This window comes from uncultured Ellagibacter sp., assembly GCF_934636505.1.
In the GTDB taxonomy this organism is placed as follows: Bacteria; Actinomycetota; Coriobacteriia; order Coriobacteriales; family Eggerthellaceae; genus Ellagibacter.
Window position 1 is genome coordinate 1 of sequence record NZ_CAKUAL010000011.1, and the last position, 24,389, is coordinate 24,389.

The following is a 24,389-nucleotide window of genomic DNA, read 5'->3' on the forward strand; positions in this document are numbered from 1 at the left end:
CCTCACGCTTATCAGGCGTGCGCTCTAACCAACTGAGCTACGGGCCCTTGAAAAGTGCCTGATTATAGTAACCCGACGACCAGATATCGTCAACCCATAATCTGCTAGAATTTGAAAAAAGTTTTTTTATTGAGGAGCCGGCATGATCCCTTTAAAAGTTCTCACCCTCATCGTTTTGAATTCGATGCAACCAGCAGCCCTGGTCATGGAGCCAACTGAGGAGCATCAGCGAACGAAATCGCGCATCGTGCCGGTATGGGTCGGGCCCGCTGAAGCCATGCAACTCGGCATGGCCGTCGAGCACATGAGAACCCCAAGGCCCCTCACGCACGACCTTATGCTCGATGCGCTCACTAACCTCGACGCGCGAATCGATCACGCCGTCATCAACGATGTGAAGGGAACGACTTTCTTCGCGAAGCTCTACTTAAAGCAAGGCGACCGGATGATCGAGCTCGACGCCCGGCCGAGCGACGCCATCGCACTGGCCATACGCGAAGATGCACCCATCTACATCGACGAGAAAACCCTCGATAAAGGAAGCTACCCTTACATCATCAGGGAAGACGCATCCGAAAGCGAGATTGAGGAATTCCATAGCTTCCTTGAGAACATCTCACCTGAAGACTTCCAAGCGTAAATGCTGAAGGGGAATCCCGCCACAGGATCGATAGCAGTCCTTGTCGTGCCCGCCATACGAATGAGGGGCCTTACAGCCTGCCAGCCGTAAGCCCCCTCATTAACAACTTATGCCGCTTGAGCGCAGCGCCTGCGCCTAATCGAGGTCGTCTTCGCCAAGTTCCCCTTCATCGGCCAGCTCAATCTCGTCGATTTCGTCGACGTCGTCTCCCTCGGCCTTCTGGTCGCGCTTCTTCTTGCCAGTACTCGAGATGGCGACAGCCGTCACGCGATCCTTGTCCGCGACATTCATCACGCGAACGCCTTGCGTCGAGCGTCCGAGCTCGGAGATTCCGCTCACCGGAGTGCGAACGACGACGCCCTCCTCGGAGATGATCATGATTTCGTCGTTGGGTTTCACGATCTTCATCACCGACAGCAAACCCTTCTTGTCGGTCATCGTGATGGTGAACACGCCCTGGCCGCCGCGATGGTGCTCGGGATACTCGTCGACCGAGGTGCGCTTGCCATAGCCCTTCTCAGTGATCACGAACAGGTCGCTTCCCGGCTTGGCAATCTCCATGCCGAGCACATGCGCGTCAGCAGGCACCGTCATACCCTTCACGCCCATCGTGTCGCGGCCCATGGCGCGCACTTCGCCCTCGCTCCACATGATGGCCTTACCGGCGCTCGATACCATGATGACCTTCTCACCGACTGCCACCCGGCGAACGCTGATCAGCTGGTCGCCCTCTTTCAAGTTGATGGCGATGAGTCCGTCACGGCGCGTGCGGTCATAGAGGTCCATCGAGGTCTTTTTCACCATGCCCTGCTCGGTGGCGAACATGAGATATTCGTCCTCTGGGAAGTCCTTCGTCGCAATGACGGCGGAAATCGTCTCGCCCTTTTGCAGGGGCAGCAGGTTCACGATTGCAGTGCCGCGGGCGTGGCGCGATGCCTCGGGAAGCTCGTACACCTTCAGGCGATATACCTTGCCCGCGGTCGAGAAGAACAGCATATAGGAATGCGTCGAAGCGACGAACAGGTGCTCGACGTAGTCATTGTCCTTCAGGCTCACGCCTTGCATGCCCTTGCCGCCGCGCTTCTGCTGGCGATAGGTGGTCACGGGAAGACGCTTCACGTAGCCCGCCTTCGTCATGGTGACGACCACGTTTTCCTCAGCGATCAGGTCTTCGACGTCGATATCCTTCGCGTCGCCCGAAAGCTGCGTCTTGCGCGGGGTGCCGAACTTCTTTTTGATTTCCTGCAGCTCGTCTTTGATGATCTGCTTGAGCAGGCCCTCGTCCTCGAGCACGCGCTTGTAGTACGCGATCTTCTCGCGGAGGTCGGCCAGCTCCTGCTCGATCTTCTCGCGCTCCAAGCCAGTCAGACGGCGTAGGCGCATCTCCAAGATAGCGTCGGTCTGCTTCTTGGAAAGCCCAAAGCGCTCAGTCAGGCGCGCTCCCGCCTCTTTGTCGGTCTGGGACGAGCGGATGATATGGATGACCTCGTCGATGTTGTCGAGCGCGATGATGTAGCCATCGAGGATATGGGCGCGTTCCTCGGCCTTCTTCAGCTCGAAGCGCGTCCTGCGCTCGATGACTTCCTTCTGATGCTCGATGTAGTAGAAGAGCATCTCCTTCAAGGAAAGCACGCGGGGCACGCCGTCGACGAGCGCCAGCATGATCACGCCGAAACCCACCTGCAGCTGCGTGTGCTTGTACAGCTTGTTCAGCACGACCTGGGGCAGCGCATTCTGCTTCAAATCGATAACGATGTCGATGCCATGGCGGTCCGCAGCGTCGTGAATGTTGGAAATCTCAGGCAGCTTCTTGTCGCGCACGAGCTCGCCGAGCTTCTCGAGCAGGCGCTTGCGGTTCACCTGGTAGGGAATCTCGCTGACCACGATCGACGATTTGCCATTCTTGCGATCCTCAATCGTGCATTTCGCACGAACGGTGAGCGAGCCGCGGCCCGTCTCATACGCATCGAGAATGCCCTTCTTCCCCATGATGATGCCGCCAGTGGGGAAATCGGGTCCAGGAAGCGCAGTCATGAGCTCCTCGGTCGTGACGTCGGGGTTGTCGAGCATCATGCAGGTCGCGTCGATCGTCTCGCCGAGGTTGTGCGGCGGGATGTTCGTCGCCATGCCAACGGCAATGCCGTTCGAACCGTTGACCAGCAAGTTCGGGAAGCGCGCGGGAAGAACCTTCGGCTCCTCGAGGCTCTCGTCGTAGTTCGGCTGGAAATCAACCGTCTCCTTGTCGAGGTCGCGCAGGAGTTCCATAGCGGCCTTGTCGAGGCGCGCCTCGGTGTAGCGCATTGCTGCTGCGGAGTCACCGTCGATCGAACCGAAGTTGCCGTGGCCGTCGACTAAGGGCACGCGCATCGAGAAGGGCTGCGCAAGGCGCACCATCGTGTCGTACACTGCGGAGTCGCCGTGCGGATGGTACTTGCCGATGACGTCGCCGACGGTACGTGCCGACTTCATATGCGGGCGGTTCGGGGTGTAGCCAGACTCATTCATCGCATAGAGGATGCGGCGATGAACGGGCTTCAAGCCGTCGCGCACATCGGGAAGCGCACGCGAGACGATAACGCTCATGGAGTATTCCAGGAACGATGCCTGCATCTCTTTGCCCAGGTAGGCACTGCGAACGGTCGTACCTTCGCCGCCATTTGCGCCCTCGATGATCTCTCCGTGGGCGGTCGGCATGTCGACGAGCATCGACTGCGCGAGCTGCTCTTCAGATACTGCAGAGCCGACGGCGGGAGTGGCGGAATCTTCCTGCGATTCCTCTTCCCCTTCCTCGGTCTCAGCGTCCTGCTCGGCACGGGAAAGCATCTCGTCGAACGCGTCGTCGCGCTCTGGCTGCTCCCCCTCCGGCGGGGTCATGTCGTTATTTTCTGCCATTAGAATCCTTTCGAGATTTCAGGCTCAATCACCGTAAGGCTCGATGCCTTAAATATCAAGGAAGCGAACGTCGCGGGCATGCTTCTGGATGAACTCCTTACGCGGTTCCACCTGATCGCCCATAAGCTCACTTACCGTGCGCTCGGCTTCGGCGGCGTCATCGATATTGACCTGCAGAAGCGTGCGCGTCGCGGGCTCCATTGTGGTTTCCCACAGCTGCTCGGGGTCCATCTCGCCCAAACCCTTGTAGCGCTGGACGTCGAACTTTTCCGAACCACCCATCTCGGCGAGCGTCTCCGAAAGCGCGTTCTCGTCGTAGATGTAGCGCTCGATCTTCGTAGAACGCGAATTTTTCTTCTTCACGCCGAAAATCGGCGGGCAGGCAATGTAGACGTAGCCGCGATTGATGAGCTCGGGCATATAACGATAGAAGAACGTGAGCAGCAGGATGCGGATGTGCGCGCCGTCGACATCGGCATCGGTCATGATGATGATGCGGTGGTAGCGAGCCTGGTCGGCGTCGAAATCTTCTCCAATGTTCGTGCCGATTGCCGTGATGAGCGAGCTGATCGTCTCACTTGAAAGTGAACGGTGAAGGCCCGCGCGCTCGACATTCAAAATCTTACCGCGCAGCGGCAGAATCGCCTGCGTCTTGCGGTCGCGCGCCTGCTTGGCACTGCCACCTGCGGAATCGCCCTCTACGATGAAGATTTCGGAATCTTCCGCCTTCTTGGAAGAACAGTCGGCAAGCTTGCCAGGCAGCGCAAACGAGTCGAGGACGTTCTTGCGGCGCGTCATCTCGCGCGCTTTGCGAGCAGCCTCGCGGGCTTTCAGAGCCTGCGTCGCCTTCCCAATAATCTTCTTAGCGGGGGAGGGGTTCTCCTCCAGATATTCCGCAAGGCCCTGGGTCACGGCGTTCTGCACGAGCGGACGGATCTCGGTGTTGCCGAGCTTCGTTTTCGTCTGCCCCTCGAACTGCGGATCATGCAGCTTCACGGAAATGATTGCCGCCAAACCCTCGCGCGTGTCGTCACCCGAAAGATTGGAATCCTTCTCCTTCAGGATGCCCTTGCTGCGCGCATAGTCGTTGATCGTGCGCGTCACGGCCTGCTTGAAGCCGTCAAGATGCGTGCCACCCTCGTGCGTGTTGATGTTGTTGGCGAAAGCCATGACGGAGTTCGTCGAATAGGATGTCGACCACTGCATGGCCACTTCCACCGTTCCGTCGGCATTTTCGGCCGAGAAATAAATGGGCTCGTTAAGCGTTTCCTTGCCCTTGTTCAGGTACTTCACGAAGTCGATGATACCGCCCATGAACTGGAACACCTCAGTGCGCGGCTCGGCGGTCTTCCCGGAGACAACCTCGCTCGGATTCTCGCGCTCATCGTGCATCGTGATTTTGAGACCCTTGTTCAAAAACGCCATCTCACGGAAGCGCGCCGCGAGCGTGTCGTAATCGTACACCGTGGTTTCCGCGAAGATCTCGGGGTCAGGCCAGAACGTAACCTTCGTTCCCGTGTGGTCCGCTGTTCCAATCTCATGGAGCTTCGTCTTCGTGTGGCCGTGATCGAAATCGATCTCATATTCCTTGCCGCCGCGCCTCACGTTGACCTCGACGCGCGAGGAGAGCGCATTAACGACGGACACGCCGACGCCGTGCAGACCACCCGAAACCTTATACCCTTCGCCGCCGAACTTGCCGCCAGCATGGAGAATCGTCAGAACGACCTCAACCGTTGGAATCTTCTCCTTCGGATGCATGTCCACCGGGATACCGCGGCCGTTGTCGGCTACCGTGATCGAGTTATCGGGATGAATCCATACCTCGATGGAGTCGCAATAGCCGGCAAGCGCTTCGTCGACGGCGTTGTCGACGACCTCGTACACCAGATGATGCAGGCCGCGCGGGCCCGTAGAGCCGATATACATACCAGGGCGCTTGCGCACCGCTTCGAGACCTTCGAGGACTTGAATGTCAGAACCATCGTAATGATCGGGTTTGTTAACCACTGACATGCTCCTTTTCGGTACGTTTGGAAGATGCTTCGCGCAAAACGCGAACTGACCTATTGTACCATAGAAGAATAAAACGAAGCGTTTGAGCGGTCTCTAAGGCCTTCTAACGGATGATTCTGCATTTTTTCGCCATTTATGACCTTTCACCCTTCTTCCATTCCCTGTCGGTTACCATCGCCTTTTCCAGCGCGCGCCTGAGCGAAGGGTTCTCCACAGATGACACCATCTGCTCAACTTCAGTTTTTTCCTCGGGAGAAAGCGGAACCGAGCGAGTACTTTCAGACTTCGTTTCGCACACATCCCTGTAAGGATGGCGCTTACGCATGTCGAACCGGGAAGGGTAGGTTTTGAACTCATCTATCCTCTCGCCGAAGCGCTCATGGAGCCGAAGCATAATCAGATGCTGCCGGCAGTGGACATCCGAACGAAAATTCCCGTCGTCCATATACACATACAGCGAGCGAATTCCTTCTTCTTCTTTTATATAGACAGCGTTCACATGATCGAGGACGTAGGGAGCATTCTCCTTGTATACATACTCGATCGCATCTTTCCACATCGTACGAACCTCGGCGGCCCGGCGAGCGATGAGCGTCTTTTCGTCAGTCGGCAGCGAACTGAACAGCCGCGCCATCTCTTTCCCAATCCTAGCCACGTGTCGCCTCCTCACCCAACTGCACAACACGAGCATTCCTAAGAAGGGAATCATCGAAATAGGCGAGATTAGCCGTCGTGATAAACGTCTGCATATCTCCCGAGATAAATTCCACCAGTGCATGCCTTCTACGCTCGTCGAGCTCGCTCATCACGTCATCGAGAAGGAGCACCGGCTTCTGACTGAGCATATCCTCGATAATCGATGCCTCGGCAAGCTTGCAAGCAAGGACAATAGAGCGTTGCTGCCCCTGACTTCCATAGTTTCCCGCATTCTTTCCCTCGATGTAGAAGCCGATCTCGTCGGAGTGAGGCCCAACGACGCTCTTTCGGCGGGCGAGCTCCTCGCCGCGGCGCGCTTCAAGGGCGGAAGCGAGCGCATCACGCGCCTCATCTCGAGAAAACGAAGCAACCCCACACGGTGTTTCACGTGAAACAGGGGTCATCCAGGAAGGAGCATACGTCACTTGCAGCCCCTCACCTTGAGCGATGTCGGCGTAACGACGAGAAATCTCCGGCGCAAGCTTCGCAAACAGCGCCGCACGATAACACGCAAGCTGCGCGCCGCAGGTTACCAGCGTCTCGTTGATGCTGTCGATGAGCGCCGTCTGGGCTTCTTCCTTCAGGAGCCTATTCTTATAGCGGATGACCTTCTCGTAATCTTTCTTGATAAGGTAATGATTCGGCGAGAGCTGCGATCCCAAAGCGTCAATCGCGGTGCGGCGGACGCTCATCGATCCCTTCACGAGATCGAGATCGTCCGGCGTAAACGACACGGAAGGAATTAGTCCCTTCAAATCAGCAGGCCGCCTCGCTTTACCATTCAACGTGTACTTCCTCTTATGGCTTTCCAGCAGCATGACGATATCGAGAACCCGTTCGTCTCCCGTTACGCGCGCCTCGGTGCGGGCATAGCTTTCCCCATGTTTTATCACCTGGTTAATAAGCGGATGCCGAAACGAGGAGAGCGCCGTCATAAGCTGAATACCCTCGACGATGTTCGTCTTCCCAACCGCATTCGGCCCCACGAACAAGGTGAGCGCCCCGATATTGTTCAGCTCGAAGCGCTCATAATTACGAAAGTTGGTGAACCCTATATGCTCGATGGACAGCGTCACGAGATGCGCACCGGCATGACGAGATACAGGAAGTTCTCAGGAACTTCCGCCTTGAAGATGCCCGGTTCGCGGGAGGTCCCCACCTCCAGATACACCGAGTCGCTCGACACCGACGAAAGGCCGTCGAGCACATAGGCGAAGTTGAAGGCGATTTCCGCGTCGTCACCCTCGATGGAGCAGGAAAGCGTCTCCTGAGCGGATCCGACGTCCTGGGAAGCGGCGGACAGCTGAACCGTCTGAGACGCCGCGTTCAAATCAAACTTGATCGGCGTGGAAGAAGAACCGAGAAGGGATGTCCTCTTCACCGCCGCGACGAGGTGGCTGACGTCGATTTTCGCGCGCGTCCCATGTTTCCCCGAAAGCAGCTGCTTGTAGTTGGGAAAATTACCCTCAATTCGACGGTTGATGAAAACGGTGCCCTCGCAACTGACGAGAATCTGATTCTCGGCGAGCGCGATTTGAACGTTGGACTCGGTTTTCGGCAAGGACGCGATATCCTGCAAAAACGAGCCGGAAATCACCGCCTCGAATTCATCAGCGGCGGAATCGGCGAGCTCAACCTCGGCCAAGGCCAAACGATACGAGTCGGTCGCAACCATCTTGAAGTGGTTCTCCTCGAGCGTTACCAGAGCGCCGGTGAGAATCGCACGGCTTTCATCTTTCGAAACGGCGCGCGCAACCTTTTTCACCATCGCGGCAAATTTCGTGAAGGGGACCTCAATGCGCTGCGAGGCCTCCACGTGAGGGAAGCCGGGGAAATCCTCGAAGTTGAGCGCCTTGATCGAGAACGAGGAACTATCGCAGGTGATAAGCGCGTTCTCCTCGTCGGCCTCTACGTGAACCGCAGCGTCGGGCAGGTTTTTCACTATATCGGAGAACAGTTTGCCGGGAACAACTGCCTTTCCCTCCTCTTCCACGAGCGCCGCCGTCGAATACTGGATGGAAAGCTCGAGGTCGGTCGCCTGAAGAACGAGCGAGTCACCCGTCGCTTCGAGCAAGATGCCGGAGAGAACGGGAAGGGTCGAGCGGGTTGATACACCTTTGATAACAATTGCGAGGGCATTCTGGAGTTCGCTTTTGCTGATGCTGAATTTCAAGGAAACCTTCTCTCTTTCTTTTCTGCTGCGCGTCATTATACAGGCTCGAACAGGAACGGATAATCCTCAAGTGAAAGCATCCGAAAATTCAAAGCTCTCTTTCACTCGATTCTCTTTTTCACCTCGCTGAAAGGTGAAAAAACGACTATTCCCCTTCATTTTTATCCACAATTCCTTCTCATGCATCGTTTTCCACCAGACGAGGCTCTTCCCTTTGTGGAAAATGTTGAAAAACGGGCATTCATGCATAAAGAGCTGTGGAAAAGCCGTCTTTTACCTCATTTTTATATAGTTTCCTATCTTCAATTTCTTAACGATTACGACCTGGGGTTTTATAATAGAACAAGATGTTGACCAGGTAATATATTAATTCTTCAACCCAAGGAGAACATTCTCAACCATACTCTTTAAAGGATTAAAAATCACTCACCTGGGGTTTTGATTTTACGCACGCCTTTCATCAGGCGAAACCAATTTTCTCCTCAAGTCAATGAATATTTTAACAATCCGCTTTCTCAACTTTTCGTTTTCCACCGTGCTTTTTCAGAGTTTTCAACTTTTATTGAATGAATTGTTGAAAAGTCTGAAAGCACCTCGTAGATTTCCCCAAATCTTTCAACTGAAAGTGAATTTCTTTCTTTCTCAACCAAGAAAGGGGCAGGTGGGCTTCTTTCGTTGTTGAAAAACGGCTACAATTCATCTGAATAAAACTGAAAACGCTGAATAAATGGAACACGGTTTTGGAAAAAACGAACAACACCCCACATGACGAGCCAATGACCCAGCCCGAAGGCGAGGGGTCCTACGACTACACCTTCGTGACGTCGGTTGCTCGAATCGCACTTTACGACGACCTGCGCAGCGCGCCGCGCGTGACCGAGATAATGCCGGCATCCACGCCCGACTATATCGAGGCGCTCGCGTCGACCATCTACAACCAAGCGAAACAGGCGGGGGGATCGATTCCCTATACCGTTGTGCGCGAAGTATCGGAAAACTTCATCCACGCTCGCTTCACCGAAATCATCGTCTCCATCCTCGACGGGGGAAACACTATCCGCTTCGCCGACCAAGGGCCGGGCATCAGCGATAAGAAGAAAGCCCAGTTGCCAGGATTTTCCTCAGCGGTCGAGCCGATGAAGGGCTACATCCGCGGCGTCGGGTCGGGCCTTCCGATTGTGTGCGATTATCTGGACTTCACCCATGGTTCCATCTCGATCGACGACAACATCGGGCAGGGGACCGTCGTCACCATCAGCATGAATGGCGAGACGGGTGCCGACGATACTGAAGAGCGTGGGGAAGGGGAGCTCCCCGTGGGCAAATACGCGCCCAAGGAGGACCAATTCGTCGCAGAACGAATCGACCCCGGCGCCGCCCAACCCATACAACCCGTGCAGCAACCTATGCAACAACCCGTACAGCAACCGGTGTCCCCGTATTACCCACAGCAAGGGTATGTTCCCCAGGTTGTCCCCGCATATGCGCAGATGACTGCCCAACCTTACCTGCAACAGGTAACGCCCCAGGTTATGCAACCAGTTATTAACGCTTACCAGCAACCTTACGCCCAGCCGCAGCCCCGCTCGTACGCTACGCCCTCTCTCAATCCGCGCGAGAAGGCATTCCTCAACGCTCTGCTCGCCGAAGGCCCGCTTGGCGTGACCGACCTTGTCAGGCTCACGAGCACACCTCAAGCAACCGTTTACACCACGCTCAAGAAACTCCAGGAGGAAGGTCTCATCGAGATGGTTCCTGGTCAGAAGAAGCGAACGCTCACGGCATTCGGCATGGAAATCGCCGAGACGATGTAGCCTGAGCTTCGTCTGGATTACCTTCGCACGCCGCGCGCGAAACGGCCACGCGCGGCGCTTTTTTGTATACAATTGCAGATACTTCGAATCGGCTCGGGAGACTCATATGGACAGCTCTGAACTCAACCATAATTGGAACAACGTTTGCGAACAGGTGAAGACGTACAACAACGTCGACGCATCGCAGGTCAACGCCTTTTTCTCGCGCCTCGTTCCCCAGGCGATGAGCGAGGGTTTCCTGATGCTTACCGCCGACAACGACTTCATCAAGTCATGGGTCGAGCAGCACTATCTCGAAATTATCAAACAGGCACTGAACGACCTTTTCCACGTGCCTTTCAACGTCATCCTCGCCGTAGACGCCGCGTCGGCTGCACCTGCGGTGGCGCCAGCAAGCCCTCAGGCGGCCACCCGCGAGCCCTTAAGCACGCCCGCCGCCCCGGCGATAACGCCCCCAAGCGAGACCGTTGTGCCCGCGCGCGAATATTCGCCAGCGATCATCTCGTCCTTTCCCTCGGTTGACCAGCCTCAAGTCGCGCAACCTCAACCAGATCAAGAACGGCGGGCGGCATTCGACGATCATTTCGAGTCGCCCTCGGTCGGGCACTCCTCAGAGGAACAGCCGCCGGCGCCCGCGGCGCCTCACAAACGCGCGGAGGGACCGGCTTCCCTCACTTTCGAGAACTTCGTCATTGGCGATTCCAACCGAATGGCCTACTCGATGGCCGTCGATGTCGCGGAAACTCCTGGCAAGATGCACCTCAATCCGCTTTTCATCTACGGCAAGAGCGGGCTGGGGAAAACGCACCTTTTGCGCGCGATTCAAAACTACATCAACGAGACGCGACCGCAGCTGAAGGTGACCTACGTCGATTCCGCAGAGCTGCTCTCGGATTATATGGAAGCCTCGGTGGCGCATGACAAGGAAAAATCGAGCTACCGCAACTTCAAGCAGCGCTACGAGGAATCCGATGTGCTGCTCATCGACGACGTGCAATACTTCCAGGGCAAGAAGCAGACGCTCGATATCGTGTTCCAGATTTTCAACAAGATGACTGACCAGGGAAAACAGGTTGTCCTTTCCGCTGACCGCGCACCTAAAAACATCGATATCGACGAGCGCTACATCACCCGATTCAACTCCGGCGGAACCTTCGACATCCAGCCACCCGAAATCGAAACAAAGCTCGGCATCGTGAAAAGCTTCATCGAGGAGTACCGCGAAAGCGAAGGGGACCCGTCTTTTTCCATCTCGAGCGACATCCAGATGTACATCGCCGAGAACTCCAGCTCGAATATCCGCGAACTGAAAAGCGCCGTCACCAAGATCATCTATCAGATGGCGTTCACCCACAACTCCGACCTGACGCTCGACGACGTGCGCGGCGTGCTCGAGAGCCACTTCTCCGGCGGCCCCTCGAAAAGGCTCGCCGTCGCCGACATCCAGCGCGAGGTGGAGAACTACTACAAGATCAGTCACAGCGATATGGTGGGGAAGAAAAGGCCACGTCATATCACCTACGCAAGGAAAATCGCGATGTACCTCTGCCGCCAGATGCTCGATTTGCCCTTCAACGACATCGGCAAGAAGTTCAACCGCGACCACACGACCGTGCTCTATTCGGTGAGCGACGTCGAGAAACAGCTGAAGGAAAGCCGCGACATGAACGAGGAAATCGAAGCGCTGAAGATGATCATTCGCGATCTGTAGAACAATCCACCATTCCCCTTTTGCCTGCTCAAAGCCTTCTAAGTGGTGTTGAAAGCGAGGGGAATAGGTGTGTCTGAGGTCAGATAGGGGGAGGTGAGCAACCGTACGTGCTCATGGAGGGCGGCAAGCAGCCTCGGCCTATGCTTGAAAACCTGCTCAACAACCGGGGAAGAAACAGTAGAAAACCGACGGTTTGCGGTGGAGTGATAACGAAAGCGATAATTCACGTTGGAAAGAAGAACACGCTCTCTACCGAGGAAAATGGATGAGAAAAGCGCTTCCACCTGGGAAAATACTTCTTTTTCAAGCAATCCCCCGCGCTTATTATCATTACAAAGAGAAACATATATATAAAAAAGAAAGGACAGAGAATAAGAAGGGCATCATTTTGGTCGGAGGCGCACCGCCGATCAAAAGACCAGCTTGATATGAAATCTTTCTAAAATGCACTGTTCTTCAATGGCTTCTGTGTTATATAATTTAGAAGTTACTCTGCATCCAGCTTGAATTAACAGATCATGAAAGGGATAGAGATATGAAACGTACGTATCAGCCGAACAAGCGCAAGCGTGCCAAGTGCCACGGCTTCCGTTCTCGCATGGCAACCAAGGGCGGCCGCGCCGTGCTCAAGGCTCGCCGCAACAAGGGGCGCAAGCGTCTCTGCGTGTAGCGGGGCTTTTCGTTGGATATCATTAAATCCAGCGCAGAGATCTCCGAGATGTTCTCGCGAGGAAAACGGATTCATACTCCTTTTCTCACGATAGTCTACGCCTCGGAGAAAACAGAGGGGGCAGTGCAACACGACCTAAGGGGTCGTGTTGCTTTTATTGCAGGGAAAAAGCACGGCAACGCGGTGTGGCGCAATTCAGCGAAGCGCCGCATGCGCGCAATCTGTCGTGATCTGCAAGGCCCTTGGGCGGGCTATGATGTGATATTTCTCGCAAAGTCGCCCGTCACCCGCGCTTCTTATAGTAAAGTGCTAACGGCATGCGCCAAGGTAGTCGAAGGATCAGAATTGGTCGCCAAAGGGGATTAGCCATGGTCGATATGCGCAGTACGTTGAAGGGGTTGCCGGTCAAGCTGGCTCTTCTTCTCATCAAGTTCTATCGTGCTGCCATCTCGCCGTTGTTCCCTTCCTGCTGCCGATTCACGCCGACATGTTCGGAGTACGCTATGATTGCGTTTCGTCGCTACGGCTTCAAAAAGGGATTTGTCCTCACTGCGAAGCGCATCTTGAAGTGCCGTCCGGGAGGACCTTACGGATACGATCCTGTTCCGTAGGGTTCCCTTTGGTATATAGAAGGGAATGCTATGTGGGAAGTCATTAAGGACTGGGTCTTCGATGTCATCCAGTTCTTCTACAATGGCGTGGGCGACTGGGGTATGGCGATTATCATCATCACCATTATCTTCCGCATCATCGTTGCTCCGCTCGTTCACAAGTCGACGACTGCAAACTTCGCTATGCAGAAGGTTCAGCCGCTGCTTCAGGAAATTCAGACGAAGTTCGCCGACGATCCTGTTCGCCAGCGCGAGGAGATGCAGCGCCTTTATGCGGAGACCAAGTTCAATCCGCTTGCTGGCTGCCTCCCGATGCTCATTCAGATGCCTGTCTTCATCGCTCTGTATCAGGTGCTCTATAGCATGGTCGACCGTATGCCCGAAGGCATGACGTATCAGTTCTACCATCTTGTACCTGACCTGACGAAGAATCCGGCAACGGCGATGGGCGAGGGTTTTATTGCCTTCATTCCGTATCTCATCCTTATGCTTGTATTCGCGTTTGTCACCTTTGCTCCTATGCTCCTTCAGCAGAAGAACAGCAAGGACCAGAATCAGAAACGCCAGATGCTCATGATGTCCGGCATTATGTCGCTGTTCATGCTCTGGATTTCCTGGTCCGCTCCCGCAGGCGTGCTTTTGTTCTGGGGCGCTTCTTCGATCTTCGCGGTTATTCAGCAGCAGCTCACGATGCATTTCCTGAAAAAGAAAGACGCTGAGGAAGAGGCTGTCGCCGAGGTTGCGCCGGTGAAAATCGACGTTACCCGCAAGGTGAAGAAGCCTCGTCCCACTAAGAAGCGTTAATTGTTTCACGTGAAACATGAGGAGTAGCTATGAGTGAAGATCAGATCGAAGTCACGGAAGAAGAGCTCGACGCTATCGCCGATACCGCTATTGCCGCTTTGCAGGACATCCTGAAATATTTCAACGTTGGCGAAGTGACGATCGATGAATATGAAGGTGACGAAGGAGAGCTTATCCTCGATATCACCGGCGACGATCTTGCAGTGCTGATCGGTCGACATGGCCGCACGCTCGACGCCTTGCAGTTCGTCGTTTCCGCTATCACCGTCCGTTCGATGGGCTTTCGCTATCCTGTCATCGTCGACGTCGAGGGATACAAAAGCCGTCAACGCGAGAAGCTCGAGTCTATCGCGCGCTCCACTGCTAATAAGGCCGCAAGCCAACATCGCAGCGTGAAGATGAGACCGATGACTCCCTACGAGCGCCGAATCGTTCACATTGCACTTCGAGACGATGATCGCGTCGATACCGCTTCCGAAGGCGAAGGAAGCGCCCGGCATGTGGTAGTCGTTCCCCGTTAAACTTACTTGAAGCCGGGATGTTTCGAAGAGAAGCATCCCGGCTTTTTTGTTATAAGGAGCAAAAATGGACGTCATCGAGCGTTACCTTGATGAGGTACTTGTAGCGAACGAGACCACCAACCTCACCCGTATCGTATCCCGTGAAAGTGCGGAGATCTTGCATGTCGAAGATTCACTTGCAGGGCTGAACTACGTAAACGAGGCCCCTGATGGGCCTTATGTCGATTTGGGCACCGGCGGAGGATTTCCAGGGGTGCCGCTTGCGGTGAAGACTGGTCGTGACACCCTGCTCGTCGACTCGGTCAAGAAGAAAATCACAATCATTCAAGGGATTGTTGACAAGCTGGGTATCAGCAACGTTTCCACTTATGCTGGCCGCATCGAAGATCTGGGTCGAGAGATGCCCTCTCATTTTGCTGTCGCCACGGCGCGTGCTCTTTCACAGCTTCCTTCTTTGATGGAGCTTGCCTCTCCGCTCCTCTTCGAGGGTGGATTGCTTATATGCTATAAATCTCATCTTTCCGATGAGGAGCGGAGTCATGCGCTCTCTCTTGAGGATAAGCTCGGGTTGAAGTGTATTCATGAAGATACGTTCACGTTGTCGGATGGTGAAACGACTCGTTGTATGTTCGTGATGCGGAAGTTCAAGGACGCTAAAGTGAAATTACCCCGCAAAACGGGTTTGGCCCAAAAACGTCCCTTGAAATAATCGATTCTCGCAGAATCGTTGCAGGATGTTTCACGTGAAACATCTATACTTAATCGAAGTTCAAGAAAGGGGGCCATAGGTGGGTTGGTTCGATAGTCTAAAACGTGAAAGAAAAGAAGCTCAGGCTGTCACTGAAGTTAAAGAACCGATTGTTGGGTCGGTTCCTGCCGTGGACAACGAAGAGGAAACGGTGGAAGAGGAGTACCAGGTGATCGAAAGGGAGCCTGCTCCTCAAATCGAAGACCAGTCCCGCACTGTGCCCGTGAAAACCTACGCCGAAAAGAAGGCAGTGACCCACGTTGTGGGGCAGACCAAGGTTATTGCGATTATCAACCAAAAAGGCGGCGTCGGGAAATCGACGACGGCTATCAATCTCTCGGCTGCACTTGGAGAGATGGGAAAGCAAGTTCTTCTTATCGATCTTGACCCGCAGGGTAACTCCTCTAGTGGTTTAGGTGTTGAGAAGAACAGGGTTTCCCGTTGCATTTACGATGCGCTTCTTAATGACATTCCTCTGACCGATATCATCATTCCCGATGTGTCGAAGGGGCTCGATGTTGTTCCGGCAACAATCAATTTGGCAGGCGCCGAAGTTGAGCTGGTTTCGGAGATGGCTCGCGAGAATCGTCTTAAGGATGCTATCGGTCCGATGCGCGGACGTTACGATTATGTATTCATCGACTGTCCGCCTTCGCTTGGCTTGCTTACGATCAATGCGCTCGTTGCCGCCGACAAGCTGCTTATTCCCATTCAGTGCGAGTTCTACGCATTGGAAGGTGTGACAAAACTTCTCGATTCGATGAAACGTGTCAAATCGCGCCTCAATCCGTCGCTCGATATTTACGGTGTCCTCCTTACGATGTCCGACAACCGCACGACGCTTTCGCGACAAGTTTCCGATGAGGTACGTCGTTATTTCGGGAAGATTGTCTTCGAGACTTCCATCCCGCGTACGGTGAAGCTTTCCGAGGCTCCCAGTTTTGGGCAGCCAATTACACAGTATGACCCGACGGGTAAAGGTGCCCAGTCATATATCGATCTAGCGAAGGAAGTGATTTCCCGTGGCTAAATCCACGAAAGGCGGCTTAGGTCGCGGATTAGATGCTCTTCTTGGCTCGTATGAGGATACCGTTAAGGCAACCCCGGCTCCTGTTCCTACAGCTCGTCCGGCTCAGATTCCCGCTCCCTCCCAGCGTCGGTTGGAGGAAGAGGAAGTGCTCGAACGCGAGGAAATTAACGAGACCTATCCTGAAGACAACATCCACATCAAGGGAGTTGTCCAGCGCCGCGCTGCCGTTCAGGCTCCCGCTGCTGCAGCTGCGAGCGAGGTTGTTCCCCATGAGCCCTCTCCGCGCGTCGTGGAAAAAATTACGAACGAGGTTCCCATCGACTCGGTCCGCCCGAACCCCGATCAGCCTCGAACTCAATTCAAGAAGGAGGAACTTCAGGAGCTTTCGTCCTCTATCGAGGCTCACGGTCTCTTGCAGCCAATTCTTGTGAGGAAAACAGGCTCGGACACGTATGAGATTATCGCTGGCGAGCGTCGTTGGCAGGCATGCAAGATGGCAGGCCTTAAGAAGATTCCCATTTGCATCAAAGAGGCTGACGACGATAACTCGCTCGAGCTCGCGCTCATCGAAAACATCCAGCGCTCGAATCTGAACCCCATTGAGGAAGCGTATGGGTATCGTCGTCTTATGGAACGTCGCAACATGACGCAATCCGAGGTCGCGCAGGTGATGTCCAAGGGTCGTTCCACGGTTGCTAACGCGCTTCGTTTGCTCGACCTTCCCGAGCGCGCCCAGCAGCTGCTGTTCGAAGAGAAAATCACTGCTGGTCACGCTCGCGCCATTCTCTCCATTCCCTCGAAGGAGGGGCGCGAGAAGCTGACGCAAAAGCTTGTCGATGAGAAGCTGTCGGTTCGCGAGACGGAGGCAATCGCCCGCCTGCTTTCGGGTAAGAAGGATTCAGCCGAGTCGACGCCGCGCACGCCGACGCCTGCTGCGTTCAAATCGGTTGCCAAATCACTGCGCCGCACGTTCGGGACCAACGTGCGTGTCAAGACAGTGAAGGGTAAGAATAAGATTGAGATCGAGTTCAAGGATGAAGAAGATCTTGAGCGTATCTTCAAGGAGATGACCTCTTCTCGCGACATGTAAGGCGAGATAAGTCTCTCATCTGAACATGGAGTCGAAAAAAGCTCCCTCGTCTCTTAGGTTGGACGAGGGAGCTTCATTTTTATCCCAAGTTATTGGGAAGTGTAATTTTTAGGTTATAAAAAAGAGAGGTCGCCGAATTATCTCGGTGACCTCTCATAAACTTTACCTTCTATTGTTCTCCCTGCAAGATCAAGGTTCGACCTTGTCGGGAGAAGCGATTTGGGAGTTTGTTACTTGGCTTCCCAAAGCGTGAGGTTGTTGTCGGTTGCAAACTTCTCGACGGTCGTGTCCATGCCTGCCTTATGAGCGGCGTCATAATCCGTCGCAAATTCGACACCCTCGAGGAAGGCCTTGACGGCGGCATCATCGAGCGTCGTCTCGTACAGGGTTACCTCAGCGTACAACCCATCAGCGATATCCGTGTAAAGAACTACGCTCGGCTGTTTGTTCCAGGTGAAATTGAGCGTCTTCCACGTGTATTTGTCCAATTTGACATCGTCGCCCGCCGTGTACTTGTCCTTCGCTGCAGCCTTGTCGAACTGCTCTTGAGCGGTACCTTCATCGATTTCGACGTCAATAATCTTATCGGGGTTCTCGATATTGCGGAATTCGACAATGTTGAGCGGGGAGCTGTTGCCGTTGGGGCCCGTCAGCCCGTAGCCTTCGGGCATCTCGCCCTTGAACATGTAGAAGTCGACTGCCTTGCTCTCTTCCTGCGTGGTCGGAGCCGTTTTTTCACTCGATGCAGCGCTGTTGTTCGATGAGGAATTGTCGCTTGAGGTGGACTGGCCCCCGCCGCAGGCGGTAAGGCCGAAGCAGAGGGCGATTGTCGAGGCGGCGATTACGATGGTCTTGGTGATAGATCTCATGAGCTCCACACTCCTTCTTGTCGGTAGATAAACCCTTGAAATTTCGCTACCTGACAACGTATTTTTAACGCATGTAATGGACAACCCAGCGAAGTCTCATTTTTCATGCACTATTGGTTCCTCATGGCTAATTTTCAAAGGCAAGGTTTGAGGTTATCTCGGTCTTGGATGAACATCAGTTCTCGTGCGAAGCGTTCAGGTTTCGCGTAAAGAACGAAGGGTAAAGAAAAGGCCGCCGACTACTGTCGACGACCTTAGTTAACACTTCTATCAGCTAGAAGAAACTTGCGAGTGAAGGAATGGGTTCCTCATTCGATTATTGGTTGATCTGCTTGTTTTTCAGCTGTCCGCAAGCGCCGGCGATATCGGAGCCTCGCGACGAACGAAGCGTTGCCTCGATGTGGTGCTTCTCGAGTGAGTCGAGCCAGTATTTGACCGTCTTCTGGGAAGTCGCCGCGAAATAACTACCCTCGATATCGTTCATCGGAAGGATGTTCACGTGGCAAAGCAGGCCTCTGCAATATTTGATGAGGGCGTCGAGATCTTCCTGAGTGTCGTTGACATCCTGAATAAGCAGATATTCGAAGGTCACGCGGCGATTTGTTTTCTCGATGTAGCGTTCGAGAGAGGAACGCAGGCTTTTCAGGGATTGGCGCGCAACATGTGGCATGATTTCATTGCGAATCGGCTGAATCGCGGAATGGAGTGACACCGCCAACGTGAATTGCTCGGGTTCATTCGCGAACTGCTTAATGCCGTCGAGCATGCCGCACGTCGATACCGCAATGCGGCGTGCGCCGATGTTGAGGCCCTTCTTGTCGTTCATGATGCGCAGCGCGGCGAGCACGTTGTCGTAATTGAGGAAAGGTTCTCCTTGACCCATGCCAACGACGTTTGATACGCGCCGTCCGAAGTCTTCTTCTACAAAGTAGACTTGATCGACGATTTCGCCGATGGTGAGGTTGCGGGTGAACCCTTCGTGGCCTGTAGCACAGAAGACGCACTCCATAGGGCAGCCGACTTGTGTCGAGAAACATACGGTGAGCCGCTCCCGTGAGGCATCGGCGGGAATTCCGACTGTCTCGACAAGTGCACCGTCGGAGAGCTCGAGCACGTACTTTCGCGTTCCGTCAGTAGATTCCTGCTTGTCAACGAGTTTGGGTGTAGACAACGAAAATCGGCTTGCAAGTTCCTCTCGCAGCGCGAGCGAAAGGTTCGTCATCTTATCAAACGAGTCGACATGCTTGTACCAGAGCCACTCATAGATTTGCTTTGCGCGGAATGCAGGTTGACCCAGCTCTTTCATAGCTTGCTGAAGACCCTGCATATCGTATGTTTTGATGTCTGTATTCATAAGTGGCATTATAAGTCATTGCTATACTGAAGCGAGAGATTAACGCGCAATGAAGGGAAGATATCATGCCGAGCGCTTTCGATACGTCAACATGCCGCGTTGCATTGCTTTCCGGCGGCACGAGCGGAGAACGGGAAATTTCGCTTGCGTCAGGAAAAGGTGCCCTTGCGGCATTGCAAGAGGCGGGGTTTCCTGTCCAATGCTTCGATCCTGCCAAGAAAGAAGATTTGATTGCTCTGATTGATGGCAACTTCGATGTCGCGTTTCTATGCCTACATGGTCGCAAAGGGGAAGATGGCGTGATCCAGGGCTTCCTGGAGACGATCGGCCTTCCTTATATCGGGCCGGGCGTATGGTCGAGCGCAACGGCTATAAACAAGGCTCGTTCCAAGGAATTTTATCGTCTCGCGGGCGTTCCTACGGCTCCCTCGATGACGATTTCATCCAACGATTCACTTGATATCGATTCCATCATCGCGCAAATCGGTACCCATGTGGTGGTCAAGCCTGCAACCGAGGGTAGCTCAATCGGGATTTCGATTGTTGATACTCGCGAAGCTCTGGAGAGGGCTATCGCCGAAGCATTCGAACATGACAGTGAAATTGTGGTCGAGAAGTTCGTGCAGGGGCGTGAGTTCACTGTTGCGGTTATTGGCAATGACAAGCCGCGCGCGCTTCCCATCATCGAGATTATTGCCCAAAAGGGCGAATTTTACGATTTTGAATCGAAGTATGCTGCTGGTGGTTCGAAGCATATCTGCCCCGCGGAGCTTTCGGAAGAGGATGCGGAGACGATTAAGAGGGAAGCCGTCGCTGCGCATAAGGCACTTTCGTGTGAAGGTGTTTCCCGTACGGATTTCATCCTCGATGGCGAGGGCAAACCGTGGGCACTTGAGACCAACACGATTCCTGGTATGACGGAGACTTCGCTTCTCCCCGATGCTGCGGCAGCGGCGGGCATTCCCTTCCCCCAGCTGTGCACGATGTTGATTGAGTATGCGCTCGAGCGGAGCGGTCGATAAAGGGTTTCGGGGCTTCAGAGAGATCGTTGACCAAACATGAGGCAGCGCAGTGTGATTCCGTTCGCACTGCGCTGTTTGTGGTGAGGGGCTAGAAAAGCAACGTTTTGATGGCGAAGATAATTACCGCGATGACAACGATGATGAAGGCAATGCTGACGATGTAGCAGCCGATGTTTCCCGCACGGCCTTTCTCGATGAGCGATTCGCTCATTTTTCGCTGGCTTTTCATCACGACGGTGCCGTTTTCGCTTTTAGGCCTTCTGCTGCGCATGTCAGGCTTCCAGGTGCCGTTCGACTCGATGACCTTCGATATGGCTTGTTCGCCAAGATTGATCTCGGGGCGAATTCCCTCAGCGAGCATAGACGAGATGCTCTTGGAGAACTCCGTGATTGAAGACTCATATTGAGGCTCGAAGCAGAGTACGGCCATTTCAGCCCAGTATGTGCCTGGCTCCGGTTCCTGTGTGAACGCGACAAGTGAGAGCAATGCGGTGAATTTCCACCCGCGAGCGTTCAAGACGCGAAGCTGTCGGGAGAAATCGATGGTAAAATGGCCTACTCGCGCCCCGAAACGATTCTTAACCCAGGCTGTATCACCATCGAAGATGATTTCGTAGGAATCGCCGATAATGTTGTCGGCGCTGAGAAGGAGCGCGCCCTCTTTCTTCGATGAAGGCTCGATTTTCTGATAAGAGCCGAAATAACGTTCCATGTGCGCTTCCTTCGCTGGATAATGTTTCACGTGAAACATTATCTTATAATTGACGAGTGTTTCACGTGAAACAATTGAGAGGAATAACGAGAGAAGTTTCATGAATAGCAATCTCGATGCATATATCAGCGACGGAACCCCCGAGCGAGTTCGTGAGCGTTACCGCCGCTTATCTGATTTGGCCAAAGAGTCCGACTTCGGCGATCTTGACGAGAACATCGTGGTAATTGACACCGAAACCACGGGCTTCTCTTTTAACCATGACGAGCTTACGCAGATTGCCGCAGCGCGCATGGAACACGGTGAGGTCGTTGATTGGTATGTGACGTTCGTTAATCCGGGGAAAGCGATTCCCGATGATGTCGCTCATTTGACGAACATCCATGATGAAGATGTAGCGGACGCACCTTCGCCGGATGAGGCACTCGCGGGGCTTGTCGAGTTTGCGCGAGATGCGAAGATGGTCGCCCACAACGCTGAGTTTGACCGCACGTTTACAACTCGCCATCCGAGTGGATACCCGCTTTTGGACAACATTTGGATTGACTCGCTCGATCTGGCGCGCATTGCGCTTCCTCGTATGAGGTCGCATCGCCTTATCGACTTGGTGAAGGCCTTTGGGGCACCAACGTCAACACACCGCGCGGATGACGATGTTGCGGCTACGTGCGCGCTGTTTCGAATTCTGCTCGCTGCAGTACATGAGATGCCGCCGGCCTTGGTGAAATGCATCGCGCTTCTAGCGCCTGCCGAGCAATGGAACACGGCAGTGGTGTTCCAGCATTTTGCTCAGCCGGAAGTAAAGCCGTTTTCCCTTAAGGAACTCCGCCATGAAAGCATGACTTCGTACGAGCGGAGACCTCGCACCGATGCGAAGATGATTCAAGCGATGGAGTATCCGACCGCGGAGGATATTGCGCAAGCGTTCTCCCCGACGGGAATCGTGGGAAAGCTCTATGACGATTTTGAGCCCCGTGAAGAGCAGCTCACGATGGCTCAAGAAGTTCGTGCGGCGTTCGAAGCTTCCAAGAACCTCGTAGTTGAGGCGGGTACCGGCGTTGGAAAGTCGATGGCGTATCTGGTTCCTGCGGTTCTCATGGCAAAGGCGAACAATATCGCTATCGGCGTTGCGACAAAGACAAACGCTTTGCTCGACCAGCTGGTCTATCACGAGCTTCCTGCGCTTGCCCAATCGCTTGGCGATATCACGTATGCCCCGCTGAAGGGTTTTTCCCATTACCCGTGCCTGCGAAAAGTCAACCGCTTCGTCAAAGAGGGCGTCAAAATGGTCGACGTCCAGGGTACGAAGTACTCCCAGGCTCCTTCTCTGGGAGCCTTGCTGTCGTTCATTGATCAGACCGATTACGACGATATGGACAGCTTGAAGATGGACTATCGCGTGGTGCCCCGCCGTGCGGTGACCACTACAAGTCATGATTGTCTCCGTCGCAAATGTCCCTTCTACGGAACGACGTGCTTTGTTCACGGTGCGCGTCGTTTTGCGGAGACGGCAGATGTTGTGGTAACGAACCACACGCTGTTGTTCTGCGATGCGGCCGCCGATAATGGCCTTCTTCCACCTGTTCGCCATTGGATCCTCGATGAGGCTCACGGTGCCGAGGCGGAAGCTCGCCGCGCCTTCTCGTTGGAAATCGCAGCGGAGGATGTTATTCGCCTTGCGCAAAAAGTTGCCAGCGGAGAGAGTCGTAATGTCTACGCCCGCGCCGAAAAGAAGCTGAGTTCCTCGCTTAAAAACGATGGGGCGACGCTTTTCGAGGGATTGGTTGGTAAGGCGAAGTCTGCTGGCGACATGTTTGCTGCGGCGGCTCACGAGTTCGTTCCCCATATTAAGGATTTGCTGTATTTTGACCCGAATAAGCGCAGCCGAAGCTACGACCGCACGGAGTTGTGGCTCAACGATGACATTCGGGCTTCGGAGACGTTCGGTTCGCTGCGAACGCTTGCAAAGGCTATGCAGGTAAGCGCGGAAAAGGCGGTCACCTGCAGCCAGGAGCTTGTCGGCTACCTTGAGAACATCGAGGGAGCTGCGGAGCCCCAGCGTGAAATTGCTTCGGTTGCAATGGATCTGAAGGACCTCGTGGGATCAATTGAGGTGATTTTCGGCGAGAAGTCCGATAGCTACGCCTATGCTGCTGAGCTGTGCCGTAAGAAGGACAAGCAAAACGATAAGCTGGAGGCTCTCGTCGTCAATGTGGGCAAGGCACTTGAAGCTAAGCTGTACTCTCAGACGAAGTCGGTCATTTTCGCATCCGCTACCTTGTCCATCGACGGAGATTTTACTTCTTTCGAGAATGCAATGGGGCTGAATGCGGGCGAGGGAACACGCGCACATACCTGCCAGCTCGATTCGAGCTATGACTTCGATAAGAACATGACGATATACGTGGCAAGCGATATACCGGAGCCATCCGACCCCCATTACCTTGACGCGCTCGAGCGGCTTTTAGTGGGTACTCATATCGCGCAGCAGGGGTCGATGTTGACGTTGTTCACCAACCGGCGCGAAATGGAGAAGTGCTTTGACGTCGTTCAACCCGTCCTTAAAGAAGAGGATCTGCGGCTCGTTTGCCAAAAATGGGGAGTATCCGTTAAGGGACTTCGCGACGACTTTATCAAGGACAGGCATCTTTCGCTCTTTGCGTTGAAAAGCTTTTGGGAAGGTTTTGACGCGCCGGGCTCGACCCTTCGCGGCGTGATCATTCCCAAGCTGCCGTTTTCAAAGCCGACTGACCCGCTTTCGTGTGAAAGAGCTACGCGTGATGACCACGCATGGAGCCATTATTCACTGCCTCAGGCGGTTCTCGAGACGAAGCAGGCGGCTGGAAGGCTCATCAGAAAAGCTTCCGATAAGGGCGTTCTCATCTTAGCTGACAAGCGCTTGATAACGAAGGGCTATGGGAAGGTATTCCTCCGCTCGCTTCCGAGCAAAACGATAGAAGTGTGCACAACCGACGAAATCATCGCTCGACTTGCGGCAGCAAACGAGTAGATGTTT

21 protein-coding genes are annotated in these 24,389 nt (G+C 54.3%); 13 read left to right on the forward strand and 8 right to left on the reverse strand.

The window, feature by feature from the left end; genetic code table 11:
• Positions 1-142 precede the first annotated feature (142 nt).
• Positions 143-640, forward strand: a complete 498-nt coding sequence (locus Q0G18_RS02440) for a bifunctional nuclease family protein (RefSeq protein WP_297149206.1) — start codon at positions 143-145, stop codon at positions 638-640.
• 135 nt (positions 641-775) lie between these two features.
• Here the strand turns inward: Q0G18_RS02440 and gyrA are convergent, their stop codons facing one another.
• The 5 genes from gyrA to dnaN all read right to left on the reverse strand — a co-directional run bounded on the left by gyrA (position 776) and on the right by dnaN (position 8,417).
• Positions 776-3,532, reverse strand: a complete 2,757-nt coding sequence (gyrA, locus tag Q0G18_RS02445; protein ID WP_297149208.1) for a DNA gyrase subunit A — start codon at positions 3,530-3,532, stop codon at positions 776-778.
• Between the two features lie 48 nt (positions 3,533-3,580).
• Complete coding sequence (gene gyrB / locus Q0G18_RS02450) at positions 3,581-5,548, reverse strand: DNA topoisomerase (ATP-hydrolyzing) subunit B (RefSeq protein ID WP_297149210.1); 1,968 nt, start codon at positions 5,546-5,548, stop codon at positions 3,581-3,583.
• 133 nt (positions 5,549-5,681) lie between these two features.
• Positions 5,682-6,203, reverse strand: a complete 522-nt coding sequence (locus Q0G18_RS02455) for a hypothetical protein (RefSeq protein ID WP_297149212.1) — start codon at positions 6,201-6,203, stop codon at positions 5,682-5,684.
• Positions 6,196-7,320, reverse strand: coding sequence for a DNA replication/repair protein RecF (gene recF / locus Q0G18_RS02460; RefSeq protein ID WP_297149214.1), 1,125 nt, complete (start codon positions 7,318-7,320; stop codon positions 6,196-6,198). Before recF ends, Q0G18_RS02455 begins: the two co-directional genes overlap by 8 nt.
• Entirely contained in the window at positions 7,317-8,417 is a 1,101-nt protein-coding gene (gene dnaN, locus Q0G18_RS02465) for a DNA polymerase III subunit beta (protein ID WP_297149216.1), read from the reverse strand. Before dnaN ends, recF begins: the two co-directional genes overlap by 4 nt.
• A 776-nt stretch (positions 8,418-9,193) precedes the next feature.
• On the opposite strand from dnaN, the gene Q0G18_RS02470 reads away from it, so the two are divergent.
• From Q0G18_RS02470 to Q0G18_RS02515, 10 genes are all read left to right on the forward strand, one after another.
• On the forward strand, positions 9,194-10,231 hold the full coding sequence (locus Q0G18_RS02470) for an ATP-binding protein (RefSeq protein WP_297149217.1): 1,038 nt from the start codon (positions 9,194-9,196) through the stop codon (positions 10,229-10,231).
• A gap of 106 nt (positions 10,232-10,337) precedes the next feature.
• Positions 10,338-11,942 (forward strand): chromosomal replication initiator protein DnaA, encoded by a 1,605-nt coding sequence (dnaA, locus tag Q0G18_RS02475; protein WP_297149219.1) that lies wholly within the window; start codon positions 10,338-10,340, stop codon positions 11,940-11,942.
• 535 nt (positions 11,943-12,477) lie between these two features.
• The gene (rpmH, locus tag Q0G18_RS02480; RefSeq protein WP_158049978.1) at positions 12,478-12,612 is read left to right on the forward strand and encodes a 50S ribosomal protein L34; all 135 of its coding nucleotides are present in this window, start codon (positions 12,478-12,480) and stop codon (positions 12,610-12,612) included.
• Positions 12,613-12,624: 12 nt separating this feature from the next.
• Positions 12,625-12,978 carry a ribonuclease P protein component gene (rnpA, locus tag Q0G18_RS02485; protein WP_158049979.1) on the forward strand — a complete coding sequence of 118 codons (354 nt, stop codon included), beginning with the start codon at positions 12,625-12,627 and terminating at the stop codon, positions 12,976-12,978.
• Positions 12,979-12,989: 11 nt separating this feature from the next.
• Complete coding sequence (gene yidD, locus Q0G18_RS02490) at positions 12,990-13,223, forward strand: membrane protein insertion efficiency factor YidD (RefSeq protein WP_297149258.1); 234 nt, start codon at positions 12,990-12,992, stop codon at positions 13,221-13,223.
• A gap of 30 nt (positions 13,224-13,253) precedes the next feature.
• Complete coding sequence (locus Q0G18_RS02495) at positions 13,254-14,027, forward strand: YidC/Oxa1 family membrane protein insertase (protein ID WP_297149223.1); 774 nt, start codon at positions 13,254-13,256, stop codon at positions 14,025-14,027.
• Between the two features lie 29 nt (positions 14,028-14,056).
• The gene (locus Q0G18_RS02500) at positions 14,057-14,548 is read left to right on the forward strand and encodes a R3H domain-containing nucleic acid-binding protein (protein WP_296059100.1); all 492 of its coding nucleotides are present in this window, start codon (positions 14,057-14,059) and stop codon (positions 14,546-14,548) included.
• A gap of 64 nt (positions 14,549-14,612) precedes the next feature.
• Positions 14,613-15,257, forward strand: a complete 645-nt coding sequence (rsmG, locus tag Q0G18_RS02505; protein WP_297149226.1) for a 16S rRNA (guanine(527)-N(7))-methyltransferase RsmG — start codon at positions 14,613-14,615, stop codon at positions 15,255-15,257.
• 79 nt (positions 15,258-15,336) lie between these two features.
• Complete coding sequence (locus tag Q0G18_RS02510; RefSeq protein WP_366768931.1) at positions 15,337-16,326, forward strand: AAA family ATPase; 990 nt, start codon at positions 15,337-15,339, stop codon at positions 16,324-16,326.
• Complete coding sequence (locus tag Q0G18_RS02515; RefSeq protein ID WP_297149228.1) at positions 16,319-17,416, forward strand: ParB/RepB/Spo0J family partition protein; 1,098 nt, start codon at positions 16,319-16,321, stop codon at positions 17,414-17,416. The genes Q0G18_RS02510 and Q0G18_RS02515 overlap by 8 nt, the downstream gene beginning before the upstream one ends.
• A gap of 230 nt (positions 17,417-17,646) precedes the next feature.
• Here the strand turns inward: Q0G18_RS02515 and Q0G18_RS02520 are convergent, their stop codons facing one another.
• Both Q0G18_RS02520 and rlmN read right to left on the reverse strand, forming a co-directional pair.
• The gene (locus Q0G18_RS02520) at positions 17,647-18,285 is read right to left on the reverse strand and encodes a hypothetical protein (RefSeq protein ID WP_297149230.1); all 639 of its coding nucleotides are present in this window, start codon (positions 18,283-18,285) and stop codon (positions 17,647-17,649) included.
• A gap of 316 nt (positions 18,286-18,601) precedes the next feature.
• Positions 18,602-19,648, reverse strand: coding sequence for a 23S rRNA (adenine(2503)-C(2))-methyltransferase RlmN (gene rlmN, locus Q0G18_RS02525; RefSeq protein ID WP_366768933.1), 1,047 nt, complete (start codon positions 19,646-19,648; stop codon positions 18,602-18,604).
• 56 nt (positions 19,649-19,704) lie between these two features.
• On the opposite strand from rlmN, the gene Q0G18_RS02530 reads away from it, so the two are divergent.
• Entirely contained in the window at positions 19,705-20,661 is a 957-nt protein-coding gene (locus Q0G18_RS02530; protein WP_297149232.1) for a D-alanine--D-alanine ligase, read from the forward strand.
• Positions 20,662-20,749: 88 nt separating this feature from the next.
• Here the strand turns inward: Q0G18_RS02530 and Q0G18_RS02535 are convergent, their stop codons facing one another.
• Positions 20,750-21,475, reverse strand: a complete 726-nt coding sequence (locus tag Q0G18_RS02535) for a hypothetical protein (RefSeq protein WP_297149234.1) — start codon at positions 21,473-21,475, stop codon at positions 20,750-20,752.
• Between Q0G18_RS02535 and Q0G18_RS02540 the strand changes: the two genes are divergently transcribed.
• Positions 21,474-24,383 carry a helicase C-terminal domain-containing protein gene (locus tag Q0G18_RS02540; protein ID WP_297149236.1) on the forward strand — a complete coding sequence of 970 codons (2,910 nt, stop codon included), beginning with the start codon at positions 21,474-21,476 and terminating at the stop codon, positions 24,381-24,383. The genes Q0G18_RS02535 and Q0G18_RS02540 overlap by 2 nt on opposite strands.
• The last annotated feature ends 6 nt before the right edge of the window (positions 24,384-24,389 follow it).